Source organism: Streptomyces xinghaiensis S187 (assembly GCF_000220705.2).
Classification (GTDB): Bacteria; Actinomycetota; Actinomycetes; order Streptomycetales; family Streptomycetaceae; genus Streptomyces; species Streptomyces xinghaiensis.
Genome location: NZ_CP023202.1, coordinates 4,233,027 through 4,250,072, shown reverse-complemented (window position 1 = coordinate 4,250,072; position 17,046 = coordinate 4,233,027). Strand labels below are relative to the sequence as shown.

General features: G+C 73.1%; 12 protein-coding genes and 1 pseudogene. 2 read left to right on the top strand and 11 right to left on the bottom strand.

The genetic code is table 11. The annotated features are described in order from the left end of the window. Positions 1 to 118 precede the first annotated feature (118 nt). Positions 119 to 1,099, bottom strand: a complete 981-nt coding sequence (locus tag SXIN_RS18255; RefSeq protein ID WP_019711783.1) for a TatD family hydrolase — start codon at positions 1,097 to 1,099, stop codon at positions 119 to 121. Between the two features lie 86 nt (positions 1,100 to 1,185). Continuing rightward, positions 1,186 to 2,076, bottom strand: a complete 891-nt coding sequence (gene rsmI / locus SXIN_RS18250) for a 16S rRNA (cytidine(1402)-2'-O)-methyltransferase (RefSeq protein ID WP_019711784.1) — start codon at positions 2,074 to 2,076, stop codon at positions 1,186 to 1,188. Positions 2,077 to 2,192: 116 nt separating this feature from the next. Between rsmI and SXIN_RS18245 the strand changes: the two genes are divergently transcribed. Both SXIN_RS18245 and SXIN_RS18240 read left to right on the top strand, forming a co-directional pair. Continuing rightward, entirely contained in the window at positions 2,193 to 4,076 is a 1,884-nt protein-coding gene (locus tag SXIN_RS18245; protein WP_019711785.1) for a dolichyl-phosphate-mannose--protein mannosyltransferase, read from the top strand. Positions 4,077 to 4,176: 100 nt separating this feature from the next. After that, positions 4,177 to 5,808, top strand: a complete 1,632-nt coding sequence (locus SXIN_RS18240; protein ID WP_019711786.1) for a penicillin-binding transpeptidase domain-containing protein — start codon at positions 4,177 to 4,179, stop codon at positions 5,806 to 5,808. A 787-nt stretch (positions 5,809 to 6,595) separates the two neighbouring features. Here SXIN_RS18240 and SXIN_RS32775 read toward each other — a convergent pair. The 9 genes and pseudogenes from SXIN_RS32775 to SXIN_RS18200 all read right to left on the bottom strand — a co-directional run bounded on the left by SXIN_RS32775 (position 6,596) and on the right by SXIN_RS18200 (position 16,927). Beyond that, a complete protein-coding gene (locus tag SXIN_RS32775) occupies positions 6,596 to 7,327 on the bottom strand; it encodes an HNH endonuclease signature motif containing protein (protein ID WP_272951832.1) in 732 nt (243 codons plus the stop codon). Between the two features lie 38 nt (positions 7,328 to 7,365). Further along, complete coding sequence (locus tag SXIN_RS32770; RefSeq protein ID WP_272951815.1) at positions 7,366 to 7,938, bottom strand: DUF222 domain-containing protein; 573 nt, start codon at positions 7,936 to 7,938, stop codon at positions 7,366 to 7,368. A gap of 888 nt (positions 7,939 to 8,826) precedes the next feature. Next, positions 8,827 to 10,065, bottom strand: coding sequence for a serine hydrolase domain-containing protein (locus SXIN_RS18230; RefSeq protein WP_050931229.1), 1,239 nt, complete (start codon positions 10,063 to 10,065; stop codon positions 8,827 to 8,829). Between the two features lie 125 nt (positions 10,066 to 10,190). After that, the gene (locus SXIN_RS18225; RefSeq protein ID WP_050931233.1) at positions 10,191 to 11,012 is read right to left on the bottom strand and encodes an energy-coupling factor ABC transporter ATP-binding protein; all 822 of its coding nucleotides are present in this window, start codon (positions 11,010 to 11,012) and stop codon (positions 10,191 to 10,193) included. A 91-nt stretch (positions 11,013 to 11,103) separates the two neighbouring features. Next, positions 11,104 to 11,865: a cobalt ECF transporter T component CbiQ gene (gene cbiQ, locus SXIN_RS18220; protein ID WP_019711789.1), complete on the bottom strand. Its 762-nt coding sequence runs from the start codon at positions 11,863 to 11,865 to the stop codon at positions 11,104 to 11,106. A 2-nt stretch (positions 11,866 to 11,867) separates the two neighbouring features. Continuing rightward, positions 11,868 to 12,347 (bottom strand): annotated as a pseudogene (locus SXIN_RS18215) (PDGLE domain-containing protein); the annotation flags it as partial. Between the two features lie 32 nt (positions 12,348 to 12,379). Continuing rightward, entirely contained in the window at positions 12,380 to 13,243 is an 864-nt protein-coding gene (locus SXIN_RS18210; protein ID WP_238153800.1) for an energy-coupling factor ABC transporter permease, read from the bottom strand. A gap of 335 nt (positions 13,244 to 13,578) precedes the next feature. After that, the gene (locus SXIN_RS18205; protein ID WP_019707085.1) at positions 13,579 to 15,933 is read right to left on the bottom strand and encodes an MMPL family transporter; all 2,355 of its coding nucleotides are present in this window, start codon (positions 15,931 to 15,933) and stop codon (positions 13,579 to 13,581) included. Between the two features lie 394 nt (positions 15,934 to 16,327). Then, positions 16,328 to 16,927 (bottom strand): TetR/AcrR family transcriptional regulator, encoded by a 600-nt coding sequence (locus tag SXIN_RS18200; protein ID WP_019706494.1) that lies wholly within the window; start codon positions 16,925 to 16,927, stop codon positions 16,328 to 16,330. Positions 16,928 to 17,046 lie beyond the last annotated feature (119 nt).

Here is a 17,046-nt window from a genome sequence, read left to right as displayed (position 1 = left end):
CCGGCGGTCGGAGGCGGACTGTAGCGGAGCGGTGCTCACTCTCCAAAGTCGTATGACTACGTAAAGTACTGTCCGCGGGCGGGTGAAATGCCTCCGGCCCGGGCCCCGCGTCCGGCTCTCAGTAGCCGAAGGCGCGCGCCGTGTTGGCCGCGACCGCCTCCGCGAGGGCGTCTTCCGGTACACCCTTGACCTCCGCCATGGCCCGCAGCGTCAGCGGAATGAGGTACGGGGCGTTCGGCCGTCCGCGGTACGGCGCCGGGGTGAGGAAGGGAGCGTCCGTCTCCACGAGCAGCAGGTCGAGCGGCGCGACCGCGAGCGCGTCGCGCAGCGGCTGCGCGTTCTTGAACGTGACGTTGCCCGCGAAGGACATGAGGTAGCCCTGGCCGGCGCAGATCTTGGCCATCTCCGCGTCACCCGAGAAGCAGTGGAAGACGACCGTGCCGGGCGCGCCCTCCTCGTCGAGCACCCGCAGCACGTCCGCGTGTGCCTCGCGGTCGTGGATGACGAGCGCCTTGCCGTGCCGCTTGGCCATGTCGATGTGCCGGCGGAACGACCGCTCCTGCGCGGCCATCCCCTCCGGTCCCGTACGGAAGTGGTCCAGGCCGGTCTCGCCGACGCCCCGCACCTGCGGCAGGCCCGCGAGGGCGTCGATCTCGTCGAGGGCGGCGTCCAGCGCCGCCTCGCCACCGGGCTCGCGGGCACCCTGCCGGGACCAGCCGTCGGGATCGCCGAGCACGATGCGCGGCGCCTCGTTGGGATGCAGCGCCACGGTCGCCCAGACGCTTCCGTGCGCGGCCGCCGTCTCCGCCGCCCAGCGGGAACCGGCGATGTCGCAGCCGACCTGGATCACGGTGGTGACGCCCACCGCGGCCGCCTTGGCGAGCGCGTCCCCGACCGTGCCGGACTGCATGTCCAGATGCGTGTGCGAGTCGGCGACCGGCACGCGCAGCGGCTCCGGCAGCGGCGGCGGCGCGTTCTTGCCGGCCTTCGCCGAGCCCTTGCCGGAGCTTCCGGCCTGCCCGGGCCCGGTCGCGCCGTCCCGCTTCCCGCTGCCGCTGCCGCTGTACCCGGGTCCGCCGGATGATGTCGCTGCCGCCATGGCAGCGAGTTTACGGGCCGGACCACCGCGGCTCCCGTCGCCCGGCGAGGACCGGGCCACCGCTCAGCGGCCCCGCGCCGCGCCCTTCACCGAGCCCCTCCCGCGTTCGTCGCCGCGTCCTTCGCCGCACCCCTCGCGGCGTTTTTCGCCGCCACCACCGCGTCGAACACCTCGCGCTTGGGCAGACCCGCCTCGGCCGCGACCGCCGCGATGGCCTCCTTGCGCCGCTCGCCGGCCTCCTCCCGCACGCCCACCCGGCGCACCAGTTCCGCCGGGTCCAGCTCGGCCGGGCCCTTCTCCGGCGCGCCCTCCACGACCACGGTGATCTCGCCCCGTACGCCCTCGGCCGCCCAGGCCGCCAATTCGGCCAGCGGCCCCCGCCGCACCTCCTCGTAGGTCTTGGTCAGCTCCCGGCAGACGGCGGCGCGCCGCTCCGCGCCGAAGACCTCGGCCATCGCGGCCAGGGTGTCGTCCAGCCGGTGCGGTGCCTCGAAGTAGACGAGGGTGCGCCGCTCGTCCGCCACCTCCCGCAGCCTGCCCAGCCGCTCCCCGGCCTTGCGCGGCAGGAAGCCCTCGAAGCAGAAGCGGTCGACGGGCAGGCCCGACAGGGCCAGCGCCGTGAGCACCGCGGAAGGCCCCGGCACCGCCGTCACCACGATCCCCCGCTCCACCGCGGCCGCGACGAGCCGGTAGCCGGGGTCGGACACCGACGGCATCCCGGCATCGGTCACGAGCAGCACCCGCGCGCCCCCGGCCAGCGCCTCCACCAACTCGGGCGTCCGGGCCGCCTCGTTGCCCTCGAAGTACGACACGACCCGTCCACGGGTCTGCACCCCCAGCGCCTGGGTGAGCCGCCGCAGTCGCCGGGTGTCCTCCGCGGCCACCACGTCGGCCGCGGCCAGTTCCTCCGCCAGCCGCGGCGGCGCGTCCGCGATGGCGCCGATGGGCGTCCCTGCCAGTACGAGCGTTCCAGTCACCCGGTCATCCTCGCAGCTGCGGAACCTCCCCGGCCGACGCCCGGGGCCGCGGCCCGGCCCGGCCGCCCGGGGGCAGCCGTCACCCGGCCGGCGGCCGCGTTCCCTACGATGGCGCGGTGACCAGTGACACCGCCACCGGCTCCCGGTACGAGCACGAGCTCGGCGAGCAGCCCTCCGGGGCGTCGGTTCCGGGTGCCGGCCCGACCTCCTGGCAGCTCCGGCTGCGCCGCTACGGATACGCGGAGCAGCCCCGTACCCCGCTCCGCGACCGGCTGGTGCCGCCGTACCGCACCGCGGGCACCCGGGTGTGGACGCTCCTCGGCGTGGACCCGTACACCGCCGAGAAGCTGGTGCGGTGGGCGGCCTGGGCCGGCCCGCTGCTGGTCGCGCTGCTCGCGGGCGCCCTGCGCTTCTGGCACCTCGGCAGCCCGGACGCGGTGATATTCGACGAGACGTACTACGCCAAGGACGCCTGGTCGCTGCTCCAGCTCGGCTACGAGGGCAGCTGGCCGGACAAGGCCAACGAGAAGATCCTGCGCGATCCCCAGAGCATCCCCCTCAACCCCGAGCACAGTTACGTCGTGCACCCGCCCGTCGGAAAGTGGACGATCGCCCTCGGTGAGGGCCTGTTCGGACTGCACCCGCTGGGCTGGCGGTTCATGCCGGCGGTGCTCGGCACCCTCTCCGTGCTGATGGTGTGCCGCATCGGGCGGCGGCTGTTCCGCTCCACCGCGCTCGGCTGCCTCGCGGGCGCGCTGCTCGCCGTGGATGGTCTGCACTTCGTCATGAGCCGGACGGCGCTGCTCGACCTGGTGGTGATGTTCTGGGTGCTGGCCGCGTTCGGTGCGCTGCTCATCGACCGGGACAAGGCCCGCGCCAAACTGGCGGACGCCCTCACGACCGCCGCGGACCGGGGGGACCCGGCGGCCGTGACGGCGGGGGCCGCGCCCGCTCCAACGGCGAAGGGGACGAAGGGAACAGCGGAAGAGCGGGGCCTCGTCCGGCCGGACGCTCTCATCGGTGACCGGCTGGGGCTCGGCCTGCGGCCGTGGCGGCTCGCCGCCGGGCTCTTCCTCGGCCTGGCCTGCGCCACGAAGTGGAACGGCCTCTACATCCTGGCGGTCTTCGGCCTGCTGACCGTCCTCTGGGACGCCGCCGCGCGCCGCACGGCCGGCGCCCACCGTCCGTACCGGTCGATGCTGCGCCGCGACGCGGTACCGGCGTTCCTGTCGATCGTGCCGGTCGCCGTCGTGACGTACACCGCGTCCTGGGCCGGCTGGTTCCTCACCCGCGGCGGCTACTTCCGCGGCTGGGCCGAGGGCCGCCGGGGTCTCTCGCCCGACTCCGTCTCCCTGTTCGGCCTGCGCGTCCCGCTGCCGCAGGCCGACATGACCTGGGTGCCGGAACCACTGCGCAGCCTGTGGCACTACCAGTCCGAGGTCTACAACTTCCACGTCGGGCTGACCGATCCGCACCCCTACCAGTCGAACCCCTGGTCCTGGCTCGTCCTCGGCCGCCCCGTCTCGTACTTCTACGAGTCGCCGCAGCCCGGCGAGGACGGCTGCCCCGTCGGCACCGCCGACAAGTGCGCCCGGGAAGTCCTGGCCCTGGGGACGCCGATGCTGTGGTGGGCGGCGTGCTTCGCGGTGCTGTACCTGGTCTACCGCTGGGGGTTCCGGCGCGACTGGCGCGCGGGCGCGATCCTCTGCGGCATCGTGGGCGGCTGGCTGCCCTGGTTCCTCTACCAGGAACGCACGATCTTCTTCTTCTACGCGGTGGTCTTCGTTCCGTTCCTCTGCCTCGCCGTGGCCATGGCGATCGGCGCGCTGCTCGGGCCGCCGGGCTCCTCGGAACAGCGGCGAGTGCTGGGAACCGTGGGCGCCGGAGTGCTCGTCCTACTGATCGTCTGGAACTTCATCTACTTCTTTCCGCTCTACACGGGACAGCCGATTCCGGTCTCCGACTGGCAGGACCGCATGTGGCTGGACACCTGGGTGTGATGTCGGAGGGATGCCGTAGAGTGCGCCGCGTTGCGTTCCACACGGGGTGTCGTGCCTTTTCCGAAGTACGAAGTGCGAAGTGTCTGTGGGGGTTTCTCCGATGCGCAGTGGCGCGAAGGCCGCCGTCATCGGCGGTGTGTTCACCGCGATGGTGGGGGCCGCAGGTTACGGCGTGTACGGCCTGACGTCCGGCGACGGCGGGAACGGCTCCACGACTACCACGGCTGCCCAGCCCGAGGTGAAGACCGGCCCGCCCAGCGCGGACGAGATACGTGAGACCTCCGAGGGGTTCCTCACCGCCTGGGCCGCCGGACAGCCGGAGAAGGCCGCGGAGTTCACGGACGACAGCACGGCCGCCACCGCCGCCCTCACCGGCTACCGCGAGGAAGCGGCCGTCGAGAAGGTCACCCTCCAGCCCGACGCGGCCACCGGTGCGAAGGTCCCCTTCGGGGTCACCGCGGAGGTCGTGTACGAGAAGGAGCGGGCGACCGTCTCCTACGACTCCGCACTGACCGTCGTCCGGGACGAGACCTCCGGCAAGGCCCTGGTGCGCTGGGAGCCGTCCGTCGTGCACCCGGAACTCGGAAAGGGTGACGCCCTCGTCACCGGCGAGTCCGAGGCCCCGCCGATCAAGGCCCTGGACCGCGACGGCGAGGAACTGACCAAGGAAGACCACCCTCAGCTCGCCGAGGTACTGGCCAGCCTGCGCGAACGGTACGGCGACAAGGCCGGCGGCAAGCCCGCCGTGGAGCTGGCCGTGCAGCGCGAGGAGGGCGACGAACAGCCGGACAAGACGCTGAAGGTGCTCGCCGAGGGAGAACCGGGCGAGCTGCGGACGACCATCGACGCCGGCCTCCAGGCCGCCGCCGAGAAGGCCGTGGCCGACCGCTCCAAGGCCGCCGCCGTGGCGATCAAGCCCAGCACCGGCGAGATCCTGGCGATCGCCAACGCCCCGGCGGACGGCTTCAACGTCGCGCTGCGGGGTTCACTGGCACCCGGTTCCACGATGAAGGTCGTGACCTCCGCGATGCTGCTGGAGAAGGGGCTGGCGTCCCCGTCGAAGGCGCACCCGTGCCCGAAGTACTTCTCGTACGGCGGCTGGAAGTTCCAGAACCTCGACAAGTTCGAGATCAAGGGCGGCACTTTCGCGCAGAGTTTCGCCGCCTCCTGCAACACGGCCTTCATCTCGCAGGCCGGAGAGCTGTCCGGCGCGGACCTCGGCAAGACGGCCCGGGACATCTTCGGCATCGGCCTCGACTGGCAGACGGGGGTGGTGACCTTCGACGGTGCCGTGCCCACCCAGAAGGACGCGCCGATGGCCGCCTCGCTCATCGGGCAGGGCGGAGTCCGGATGAACCCGCTGACCATGGCGTCCGTCTCGGCGACGGTGAAGTCGGGGGTCTTCCGCCAGCCGGTGCTCGTGCCGGTGTCGGTGGACGACCGCACGATCGCCAAGGCACCGCGCACCATGTCGGCCGGCACGGCGGACGCGCTGCGGGGCCTGATGCGGCTGACGGCGACTTCCGGTACGGCGGCCGAGGCCATGGCGGGGCTCGGCGGGGACATCGGTGGGAAGACCGGTTCGGCGGAGGTCGACGGGCAGAAGAAGCCCAACGGCTGGTTCACGGCATACCGCAACGACGTCGCCGCGGCGGCGGTCGTCCCGGCGGCGGGCCACGGCGGCAAGACGGCGGGACCGATCGTCGCCGACATCCTGCGCGCGGGCGGCTGACCGCGAGCGGTCCGCGGTCGCTGACCACACGTGCGGACTTCTTGACGTACTGACACCTTTCGAGATGTACCGGCCGGCCCGGTGGGTGGTTGGGGTTACGGCGCCGGGTGGGCGGCGCGATGGCGGTGGCGGGTGCGTCGCGGGCTGCCCGGTGGCGTGACGGTTGGGGTTACAGCGCCGGGTGGGCGGCGCGATGGTGGTGGCGGGTGCGTCGCGGGCTGCCCGGTGGCGTGACGGTTGGGGTTACAGCGCCGGGTGGGCGGCGCGATGGTGGTGGCGGGTGCGTCGCGGGCTGCCCGTTGTTGTGGTGGTGGGGGTTACGACATCCGTGCTGGGGGTGGCCCCGTGGTCGGTCGTCTATCCGGTGCCGTGCGCGCCCGGGGACGGCTTGAAAAGCATGGCGTGGCTGGTGCCGGTGGGGGTGCGCGGAAGCACACGCGCGCCTGGGCTTCTCGGCTTCCCGTGCGTTGTGGCGGGCTGTCGGTGGTGACGGTCGTGGTGGGGTGGCTGCGCGACGGGCTCTGCTCTCTCCTCTCGACGGCTGCCTCTCTCCTCTTGCCTCTCGCCGGTTGCCGGTTGCCGGTCGGTGGGGGCTGGGGGCGGCTCGTGCCCGTGGAGGCCGAGGTGCTTGCCGTCACCGGTGCGCGTCGGCGTTGAGGTGCGCCTGGTCACCGGCAGGTGTTGCCCGTCCGGTTAGTGGCCCGGGGTGGGTTCTGGCTTCGGGCAGGGGTGTGGGCCCCTCCGCGTGGTGGCGGAGGGGCTGGCGCGGGTGGTCGGCCCGCTGGGGCTAGGTGTGGGTGTGGGGTGGGTTGGTGTAGGTGTGGCCGGTCGGCGCGGTCCAGGTGACTGCGCCGGTGTCGGGGTTGCGCTGCACCTGCCATTCGGTGCGGTGTTTCAACAGGTGGTGGCGTCGGCACAGCGGCATCAGATTGTCCGGCTCCGTCGCCCCACCCGCTTGCGGGTCCTGGTGGTCGAAGGGCTGGATGTGGTCCAGGTCGCAGCGGTGGGCGGGCATCTGGCAGGAGGGGAAGGTGCAGGTCATGTCGCGGGCGGTGACGTGGCGTTGGGTCTCGGCGGTGGGCTTGTAGGTGGTCGGATCGGTCTTGACCAGCAGCCCGGTCTTCGGGTGGGTGATCAGACGCCGCCAGATCGTGCCCGGAGCGAAAGCCACCTCCCGCGCCGCGGTGGCGCCGATTGGCCCGTAGCCCTTGAGCTGTCCGGGCTCCTCATCCGCCCCGATCAACGTGTCCATCGACACCGTCACCTGGACCACCGCCGCCGACCGGCCACCGGGGGTCGCGTCCCCGGCGGGGCGGTTGACGACCAGGTCATACAGGGCGTCCACCCGCTTCTGGTTCAGCGTGCGCCCGTCATCGCCGAACGTGGCGGCGTGCGCATCGACGGCAGCATCCAACTGCGCGGCTTGCGGGGTGGGGAGGAACGCGGTCCAGGTGGCCATACCGTCCTCGGTCGCGCGGTGCCAGATCGTGCGGTCCTCCCGCCGCCGGCGATGCCGCACCTCCGCCCCCAGCGGATCCGCCCGCAGCACCGCCCGGTTCAACGCCCGCCGGTCTGGCCCACCGACTGGCCCGGCATCTTCGCCACCACCATCGCCTCCACCCGCCCGGCGGCCTCCGGGTCCAGGGTGCCGGTGACCTCCGTCACCGCCTTCGCCTGCAGATAACAGATCTCCCCGCGCTCCAACAGGCCGACGGTGGTGGGGAAACGGCCCTCCAGGGCGGTGGCCACCGCCAGACGCTCCGCGGCCGTGTTCCCCGACAGCTTCAACGCACAGGCCACATCCTCACAGGCGAAGTCCCAGTCATAGTCCGCCCAGCCCATCCCATCCGGCCTCGCATCCAGAGCATCCGCCTCGATATCCGCCAGCAGACCCACCTGCTGCGCCTGAATCCAGGAGGTGTGCCGCTCCCAGGCCTTCAAAGCATCGATCCGCCCCGTGGTGGAAAGCTGCCCGCGCTCCAGCAGGCCGAGCATCGCCGCCGTCTGCGGACCCGGGGCGGCCGTGGCCAGGTGCGCGGCCCACTCATCCGCCGTCACCGGCTCTCCCGGCGGGCCGGTGGTGTCCCCGGTCGTGGCCGTGTCGTCGTGGTCGAGCAGCGTGGCCTGCATGACATTCCCCCCGTCCGGATCACCCGTGTGAACTCCCGCCCTCACGGAGCGAGTTCCTACCCCCTATTTTCCGTCACGGACGGTGATGAATCCAGGTCCAGAGCATGGAACCACCCGAACGAGTGAGCGAAAGCGGACCCGGGAACTCCACCCCCATGGCCCACACCAAACACCAGCAACACCACCCACGACCGCCACCACGACCGAGAACCCGCCACGGCAGCGGCAGAGCCCAAGAACAGGGCACATGCACCCCGGCGGCGCCTCCCCAGCCGGGTGTCAACACCCGTGTGCCACCGTCACCGGCCACAGCCTGCCCACCGGAAAAGCCACCACCCAGGCCCCGACCCCAGCGGCAGCCGACACCCCCACAGCAGCCACCCCGCCACCCACCCGCGACCGCCACCACCGACAGCCCGCCACAACGCACGGGAAGCCGAGAAGCCCAGGCGCGCGTGTGCTTCCGCGCACCCCCACCGGCACCAGCCACGCCATGCTTTTCAAGCCGTCCCCGGGCGCGCACGGCACCGGATAGACGACCGACCACGGGGCCACCCCCAGCACGGATGCCGTAACCCCCAACCACCACAACAACGGGCAGCCCGCGACGCACCCGCCACCACCATCGCGCCGCCCACCCGGCGCCGTAACCCCAACCGTCACGCCACCGGACAACTCGCGACGGACAGCCTCCAACGCATCCCGCGGCCAATCCCGCTGCGGCCCTATCCCACTGCCAACCCGGCCCCCACGGCCCCGCGCCCCCGAGCCACCACCAGGGGCGGCCCCCAACCGCCCCACCTCAGCGCTGGCCCCGGCCCAGCGCCGGCCCCACTTCAGCCCCAGCCCCGCCGCAGCGCCAGCCCTGCCGCAGCGCCGACCCCCGGCTCAGAGACCTGACGTCTCCGCCCCAAGCCCTCGCAGGCATCCCCGGAGCGCGCGGACCAGCGCCTGGGCCCTGGGGTCCGCCGTCACGTTCTGCTGCAGACCGTTCGTCACATAGCCGAAGCCGACGCCTGCTTCCGGGTCGGCGAAGGCCAGGGAGCCGCCGCGGCCCGGGTGGCCGAAGGAACCGGCGGACAGCAGCGGGCAGGCCGGGCCGTGGAGCATGTAGCCGAGCCCGAAGCGGGTGTCCACGACCAGGACCTGGTCCGGACCGGCGGACTCCTCCGTACGGGCCTGGGTGAGGGTCGCCGGGACGAAGAGCCTGCGGCCGTCTTCCACGGGCCCGATCAGCGCGGCGTAGAAGCGGGAGAGTGCCCGGGCCGTGGCGATGCCGCCGGAGGCGGGGAGTCCGGCGGCGCGGTAGGCCGGGGCGTTCTCGTCCGGCAGCGGGTCGACGGCGGCGAAGGCGCGCCGTGTCAGGGAGTCCGGGTCGGCGTAGGCGTCGGTGACGGACCGCTTCGGGCGGACGCGGAGCCCTGCCGCGGCGGGCCGGGCGGGGGCCTGTACCTCCGCGATCCGTCCCACGCGGTCCTGTTGCCCGGCCGGGAGCCCCAGCCACAGTTCCAGCCCGAGGGGGGCGGCGATCTCCTCGGCGATCCACCGCCCGATCGGGCGGCCGCCGACGCGGCGGACCAGCTCTGCCAGCAGCCAGCTGTAGGTCATGGCGTGGTAGCCGTGCGCCGTCCCGGGCTCCCATGCGGGTGCCTGGGCGGCCAGCGCCTCCGGCCCGCTCACATCGTCGAGCGCCTGTGCGGGGGTGAGCGGGGTGTCCAGCACGGGCACCCCGGCTCGGTGGTTGAGCAGATGCCGGACGAGCACCCGTTCCTTGCCGGCGGCCTTGAACTCGGGCCAGTAGGTGCCGAGCGGCGCGTCCAGATCGAGCTGTCCGCGCTGTTGCAGCAGGAGCGGTACGGCCGCGGCGACGCCCTTGGTGACGGACCGCACGATCTGCGCGGTGTCCGCCGTCCACGGCTCGGTTCCGTACGGGTCGGCCGTTCCGGCCCAGAGGTCGACGACCTTCAGCCCGTCCCGGTGCACGGCCACGGCCGCCCCGCGCTCGCCGCGCTCCTCGAAGTTGCGGGCGAAGGCGTCCCGGACCGGCTCGAAGCCGTCCGCCACCGTGCCGTGGACGTCCACCACTGTGCTGTATCTCCCGTTGCCCGTTCCGTCACCGACATCCATAGTGCCTGGTATGCCGCACTGCCCGGTCGGCGGGTCCGGTGGCGGGGGCGGCGGGCGTCCGTGGCAGATTCTGCTCGGTGCCGGTGACGGATTCCGCTCGGTTCGGTGGCGGCTCCGTTCGGTCTCTAGCGTGTGGGCACCGTCACCGAGGACGGATCGAAGCCGAAGGGCAGCTCCAGCCGGTGGGCGCGCATCAACTCCTCGTCCGCCAGCAGTTCCTGGGTTCGGCCGTCGGCGGCGATGACCCCGCCGCTCAGCACGACGGAGCGCGGGCAGAGCTCCAGGGCGTACGGCAGATCGTGGGTGACCATGAGCACCGTCACGTCCAGGGACCTCAGCACGTCGGCGAGTTCCCGGCGCGAGGCCGGGTCGAGGTTGGACGAGGGCTCGTCCAGGACGAGGATCTCCGGCTCCATGGCCAGGACGGTGGCGACGGCGACCCGGCGGCGCTGGCCGAACGACAGATGGTGCGGCGGCCGGTCCGCGTAGCCGGCCATGCCGACCCGTTCCAGGGCGCGGGCGACCGTGCTCTCCAGTTCCTCGCCGCGCAGTCCGGCGGCGGCCGGGCCAAAGGCGACGTCCTCGCGGACGGTGGGCATGAAGAGCTGGTCGTCCGGGTCCTGGAAGACGATGCCGACGCGGCGGCGGACCTCGGCCAGGTTCTTCTTCACGACGGGCTGTCCGGCCACCCGTACCGTGCCCGCTCCCGTTCCCGCGTCGGCCCCCAGGATGCCGTTGAGGTGGAGGACGAGGGTGGTCTTGCCGGCGCCGTTGGGGCCGAGCAGGGCGACGCGCTCGCCGCGCCCGACGGTCAGGTCGACGCCGAAGAGGGCCTGGTGGCCGTCGGGGTAGGCGTAGGCGAGGCCGGTGATCTCCAGCGAGGGGACGGCGTCCGGGCCGGGGACGGCGGAGGAGGCTGCGGCCGGGGCGGGGGTCACGGTGTCCATTCCATTGGGCTGGGCGGCAGGGGCGGGGAGGGGGCCGGGGCGGGGCCGAGGGCGGGAACGGGAGGCGGGACGGCGGGAGGAACGCGAGCGGTCACAGGGACCACCCCGTCAGGCACACGGCGAGCGCGGCCGCGGGCAGTGCGGCGGCGCGGGCCCACTGCGACCGGGTGGCGGTCACCTCGTCGATCACGGGCATCGTGCCGGTGTACCCCCGGCTGACCATGGCGAGATGGACCCGTTCACCGCGCTCGTAGGAGCGGATGAACAGGGCCCCGGCGGACTTGGCCAGCACGCCCCAGTGCCGGACGCCGCGGGCCTCGAAGCCGCGGGAGAGCCGGGCGATCCGCATCCGGCGCATCTCGTCGGTGATCACGTCCCCGTAGCGGATCATGAAGGAGGCGATCTGCACGAGCATCGGCGGCATCCGCAGGCGCTGCAGGCCGAGGAGCAGTTCGCGCAGTTCGGTGGTGGAGGCCAGCAGCACGGAGGCGGCGACGCCGAGCGTGCCCTTGACCAGGATGTTCCAGGCACCCCAGAGTCCGGATACGGAGAGTGACAGGCCGAGCACGTCGGTGCGCTCCCCCTCGGCGACGAACGGCATCAGGACGGCGAAGGCGACGAACGGCACCTCGACCAGCATCCGCTTCAGCAGGAAACCCGCCGGGACGCGCGCCGCCGCCGCGGTCGCCGCGAGCAGCAGGGCGTACGCCCCGAACGCCCAGAAGACCTCACGGGGGGTGGCCACCACGGCGAGGACGAAGCCGAAGGCCGCGGCGATCTTGCAGTGCGGCGGCAGCCGGTGCACGGCCGAGTGGCCGTGCCGGTAGAGCTTGTGGGCGTGGCCCGCGCCCATGGCTAGCGCTCGCCCCGGGCGGTGGCGGCCCGTTCCCCACCGGACGCGGTGCCGGTGGTGGTGCGGGGGGCGGTGCCGTCAGCCGCCGGGGCCGCTGCGCCGGACGCCTCCGCTTCGGGGCTCCCCTCCGCTCGGGCGTCCCGCTCAGGGGCATCCTGCGGTGCGGCGCCCTGCGGTGCGGCGTCCTCCCCGTGGCCGTCCTGCGGGCGGCGGCGTACGAGCCAGAAGAGACCCGTGCCGAGGGCGAGGGTGGCGCCGACGCCGACGACGCCCGCGAGCCCGCCGGAGAGCCGGGGGTCTCCGATGTCGCGGGCCTGGTAGTCGGCGAGCGGGGAGTCCTTGGCCGCGTGCTCCTCGGTCTTCCGGTCGATGCCGTGCTCGGCGGCGACCTTCTCCAGGCCGTCGGGACTGGCCGAGGCGTAGTAGCTCACGACCCCGGCGAGCAGCAGGGCGGTGAGGACGCCGGTGATCCACAGCAGCCGGGTGCGCGGGCCTCGGGGGCGGGTGGCGGACATCAGGCGGTCGCCTCCTTGCTGTCGGTGTTCCGGCCGGTGCCGCCGGAGTCGGGGGTGCTGTTGGTACCCGGGGCGGAGCCGGTCGTGGCTGTGGCCGTGGCCGCGACGGCTGCGGAGTCGGCCGCGGAGTCGGCCGCGGAGTCGGCGGTGGTGCCGGCCGGGCGGGGGCGGGCCGGTGCGCCGGCGGAGCCGTGGGTGAGGAGGCGCGCCGGCCGCCCGAGGCCCCGGGCGCCGTACACGAGGTCGGGCCGGACGGCGATGACCGCGCCGATGGTCAGAGCGGTGATGACGCCCTCACCGATGCCGATGAGTGTGTGGACGCCCACCATGGCGGCGAAGACCTTGCCGAGCGCCACATCGGCCGTGCCGCCGAGGGCGTAGAGGCCGGTGAACGCGGCGGCGGCGGCCGGTACGGAGAGGAACGCGGCCAGGAAGGAGGCGGCCGTGACGGAGGCGCGGGCCCGGGGCAGCAGCCGGACCAGACCGCGGAAGACGGCGTAGGCGACGGGGACGCCGACCACGGCCATGGTGGTGATGTTGACGCCCAGCGCGGTGAGGCCGCCGTCGGCGAAGAGGACGGCCTGCATGAGCAGGACCACGGAGATGCACAGCACGCCGGTGTACGGGCCGACGAGGACGGCGGCGAGCGCCCCGCCGAGCAGATGGCCGCTGGTGCCGGCCGCGACCGGGAAGTTGAGCATCTGGACGGCGAAGACGAAGGCGGCGACGAGCCCGGCCAGCGGCGCGGTGCGCTCGTCGAGTTCGCGCCGGGCGCCGCGCAGACCGACCGCCACCGCGGCCGCGGCGACGGCTCCGGTGGCCACGGACACGGGCGCGTCGAAGAACCCGTCGGGGACGTGCATGGGGAGGCTCCGCTCTACTCACTTGGGCCGGCCTGTCCTGTTCGACCACTCAAGAGTAGTACGCACTTGCACATGAGTTGCAAGAGCGCCCGGCTTTCCGGAATCACCGCCCCGCGCCGCCCGCGCACCACATGCGGTGAGGGGCGCAGGCCGAAGCCCCCGGTGGCGTCCGTACTGGACGGCTGATGCCACCGGGGGCTGGTTCGGTGCCGCGCCTCGTCCCCACGGGGCGGCACCGTCCGGTGTCTCCCGGCTCCGCTGGGACCGGGGCACCGGAGTCTCGCGTTCCGGGGCGGCGGGCGGCGATCCGGGGGCGGCCGCCCGCCGCGACGTGCCTACCGGGCCCGGCCCGCTCCGGACGCCTGCTCCGCACGCCCGGCACCGGTATCGGCGTCGGCGTCCGTACCCGTGCCCTTGCCCGTGCCGGCACCGGCGGCTGCGGCCTCCTCGTGGAGGTCCAGCTCGCGCTGGAGCCCGTCGCCGTCCACATCGACGTTCGGCAGCACCCGGTCCAGGCTCCGCGGCAGCCACCAGGCCGCCTTGCCGAGCAGTCCGAGTACGGCCGGGACGATCGCCATGCGCACGATGAAGGCGTCGAACAGGACGGCGATCGCGAGCCCGAAGCCGATCATCTTGATCATCGAGTCGGAGGAGCCGATGAAGCCGGCGAAGACGCTGATCATGATGACCGCGGCCGCGGTGACGACCCGGGCCCCGTGCCGGAAACCGGTGACCACGGCCTGGTGCGGGGTCTCCCCGTGGACGTGGGCCTCGCGCATCCGGGTCACGAGGAAGACCTCGTAGTCCATCGCCAGGCCGAAGACCACACCGACCATGAAGATCGGCATCATGCTCATGATCGGGCCGGTCTCCTCGACGCCGAAGAGTCCGCCGAGCCATCCCCACTGGAAGACGGCCACGACCGCGCCGAGCGCCGCCACGACGGACAGCAGGAAGCCGAGCGCCGCCTTGAGCGGGACGAGCAGGGACCGGAAGACGACCGTCAGCAGCAGGAAGGCGAGCCCGACGACCAGGGCGAGATAGGGCAGCAGGGCGTCGTTGAGCTTCTGCGAGACGTCGATGTTCATCGCGGTGGTGCCGGTGACCAGGGTCCGCGCGCCGGTATCGGCCTCCAGGTCATCGGACTGGGCGCGGATGTCCGCGACGAGCTCCTCGGTCTCGGCACCGGTCGGCTCCGAGGCGGGGATGACGCTGAACATGGCCGTGTCTCCGGCCTTGTTGAACTGCGCCGGGGTGACGGTGGCGATGCCGTCGAGGCCGGAGACCCGGTCCGTCACACGCCCCGTCGCCGCCTTCGGGTCGTCGCTGCCGTCCGCGTCGACGACGACCACGAGCGGCCCGTTGAAGCCGGGGCCGAAGCCCTCGGAGAGCATGTCGTACGCCTTGCGCTGCGTGGTGCTCGTCGGCTGGCTGCCGTCGTCCGGCAGGCCGAGGCTCAGGTCCGTCGCCGGTACCGCGAGGGCGCCGAGTCCGACCACGCCCACGATCAGCACGGCGGCCGGGCGCCGCAGGACGAAGCGCGCCCAGCGGGTGCCCATGTTCTCCTTGGCCGGAGCACCGGCCCCGGGCGTGCCGGAGTCGTCGTCACCGTCACGGGCCCCGCCGTCACCGGAGCCGGCGCTCTCCGCCGCAGCTGCCTCCCTGCGGGCCCCGCGGGCCCTGCGGCCCAGGACGCGGTCGCCCGCGAAGCCCAGCACCGCCGGGATCAGGGTGAGGGCGACGAGGACGGCGATGACGACCGTACCGGCCGCCGCCAGGCCCATCTTGGTGAGCATCGGGATGTTGACGACGGAGAGTCCGGCCAGGGCGATGACGACGGTCAGCCCGGCGAAGACGACCGCCGAGCCCGCGGTGCCGACGGCGCGGCCCGCGGCGTCCGCCGGTTCGCGGCCGTCCGCCAGTTCGGCGCGGTAGCGGGAGACGATGAACAGCGCGTAGTCGATGCCCACGGCGAGACCGATCATCGTGGCGAGGATCGAGGTGGTGCTGGACAGGTCCAGCACGCTGCCGAGCGCGGTGATGGAGCCGACGCCGACGCCGACCCCGATCAGGGCGGTGATCAGCGGCATCCCTGCCGCGATCAGCGAACCGAAGGTGATCGCGAGCACGATCGCGGAGACGACGACGCCGATGATCTCGCCGCTTCCGGTCTCCGGGATGGCCTGGAGGGCGTCGCCGCCGGTCTCCACCGTCAGGCCCAGTTCACGGCCGTTCTCGGCGGCGGCCTGCAGTTCCTCGCGCGACTTCTCGGTCAGCTCGAAGGAATTGGCCTCGTAGGAGACCTGGCTGTAGGCGGTGGTGCCGTCCTTGCTGACGGCCTTGGTCCGGAAGGGGTCCGGGGCCCCGGCGACCTGGTCACCGTCGGCGAGTTCGCCGACGACGTCCCGCACCGCCGCCTTGTTCTCCGGGTCGGTGATCTTCTCGCCGTCGGGCGCGCGGAAGACGACGCGGGCGGTGGCACCGTCGGCCGCGGCGTTCGGGAAGCGCTCCTCCAGGACGTCGAAGGCGCGCTGGGCCTCGGTGCCGGGGATCGAGAACGAGTTGCCGGCGGGGCCGGGCGCGGTCGCCGCGGCGATGCCGACACCGGCCAGCAGCGCCGTCCATATGAGGGTGGCGAACCAGCGTCGCCGGAAGGCGAGCCGGCCGATGCGGTACAGGAACGTGGCCACGAGAAGTGGTCTCCCGTCGGGTCGGATGGTCGTGAGGGGTAAGGGTGTGCTGGACGTTCGTGGTGGGCGGGCGGATACGGGCGGATGCGGACGGAACGATCGGATACGGCCTGCGGCGGGCGGGTCCCGCGGCGAGCCGCGCCGGCCGGAGCGGGGCGGGACCCCGGTCGTGGCGCGGGAGTGCGCGGTCTGCAGGCGGTGCGCGGGCGGCGCGGAGCCGGCCCGCCGGCCGGACGAGGCCGCACCGGGCCCGCCCGGTGGCGGCCGGGGGCGCCGCGTGCCGGGTGCTTCTTCAGTTGTGGAGTGCTGCTGGCGTGTTGCGGGCGTGCTGTGAGCGGATCGGTCGCCGCGTGCGCGGGCCGGAAGGACCGGGGCCGGGAGGACCCGGATACGGCTAGGCGCCGAGGGCCGGGAGGATCACGGAGTCGACGTAACCGGCGAGGAAGCCCGTGTCGGCGTACACCCCCTCGATCAGGTAGCGGGAGACGACTCCGCCGATGAGCATGTGCGGCACATACGTCCGGGCCGGGGAGTCCGCGGCCAGCTCGCCCCGGTCCACGGCACGCTGGAGCATCTGGTCGAGCGCCCGGACCTCGGGCTCGATCAGCAGTTCCCGCAGGGCCTGGTGGAGCTCGGCGTCCCGGTGCACGGCGTGGCCGAGGGCGCTCAGCAGCTCGGCGTCCTTGACGCACTGGCCCTCGTCCATGTGCCGGGCGATGGCCCGCATGTCACCGCGGAGCGATCCGGTGTCGACCCGCATCAGGTCGACCGGGGCTTCGTGCCGGAGCGCGGAGACGACCAGTTCCGGTTTGCCCCTCCACTGGCGGTAGAGGGTCGCCTTGCTGGACCTGGTGCGGCTCGCGACCGCGTCCATGGTCAGCGCGTCGTAACCGACCTCCCGCAACAGGTCGAGGACGGCACCGAACAGCTCGGCCTCGCGCTCCGCGGTGAGCCGGGTGCGGCGTACGGGCTGCGCGGCCTCCTCGGTCGGCATCCGGACCTCCTGAACGGAAAGAGCCGTGGGAAAGCGGGAGAAGCCGGGCGAACCGGCCACCCGCTCCGTCCACTTGAACGAAACGGTTTCGTACAGCAGATCCTAGGGGCGCCCCGAAC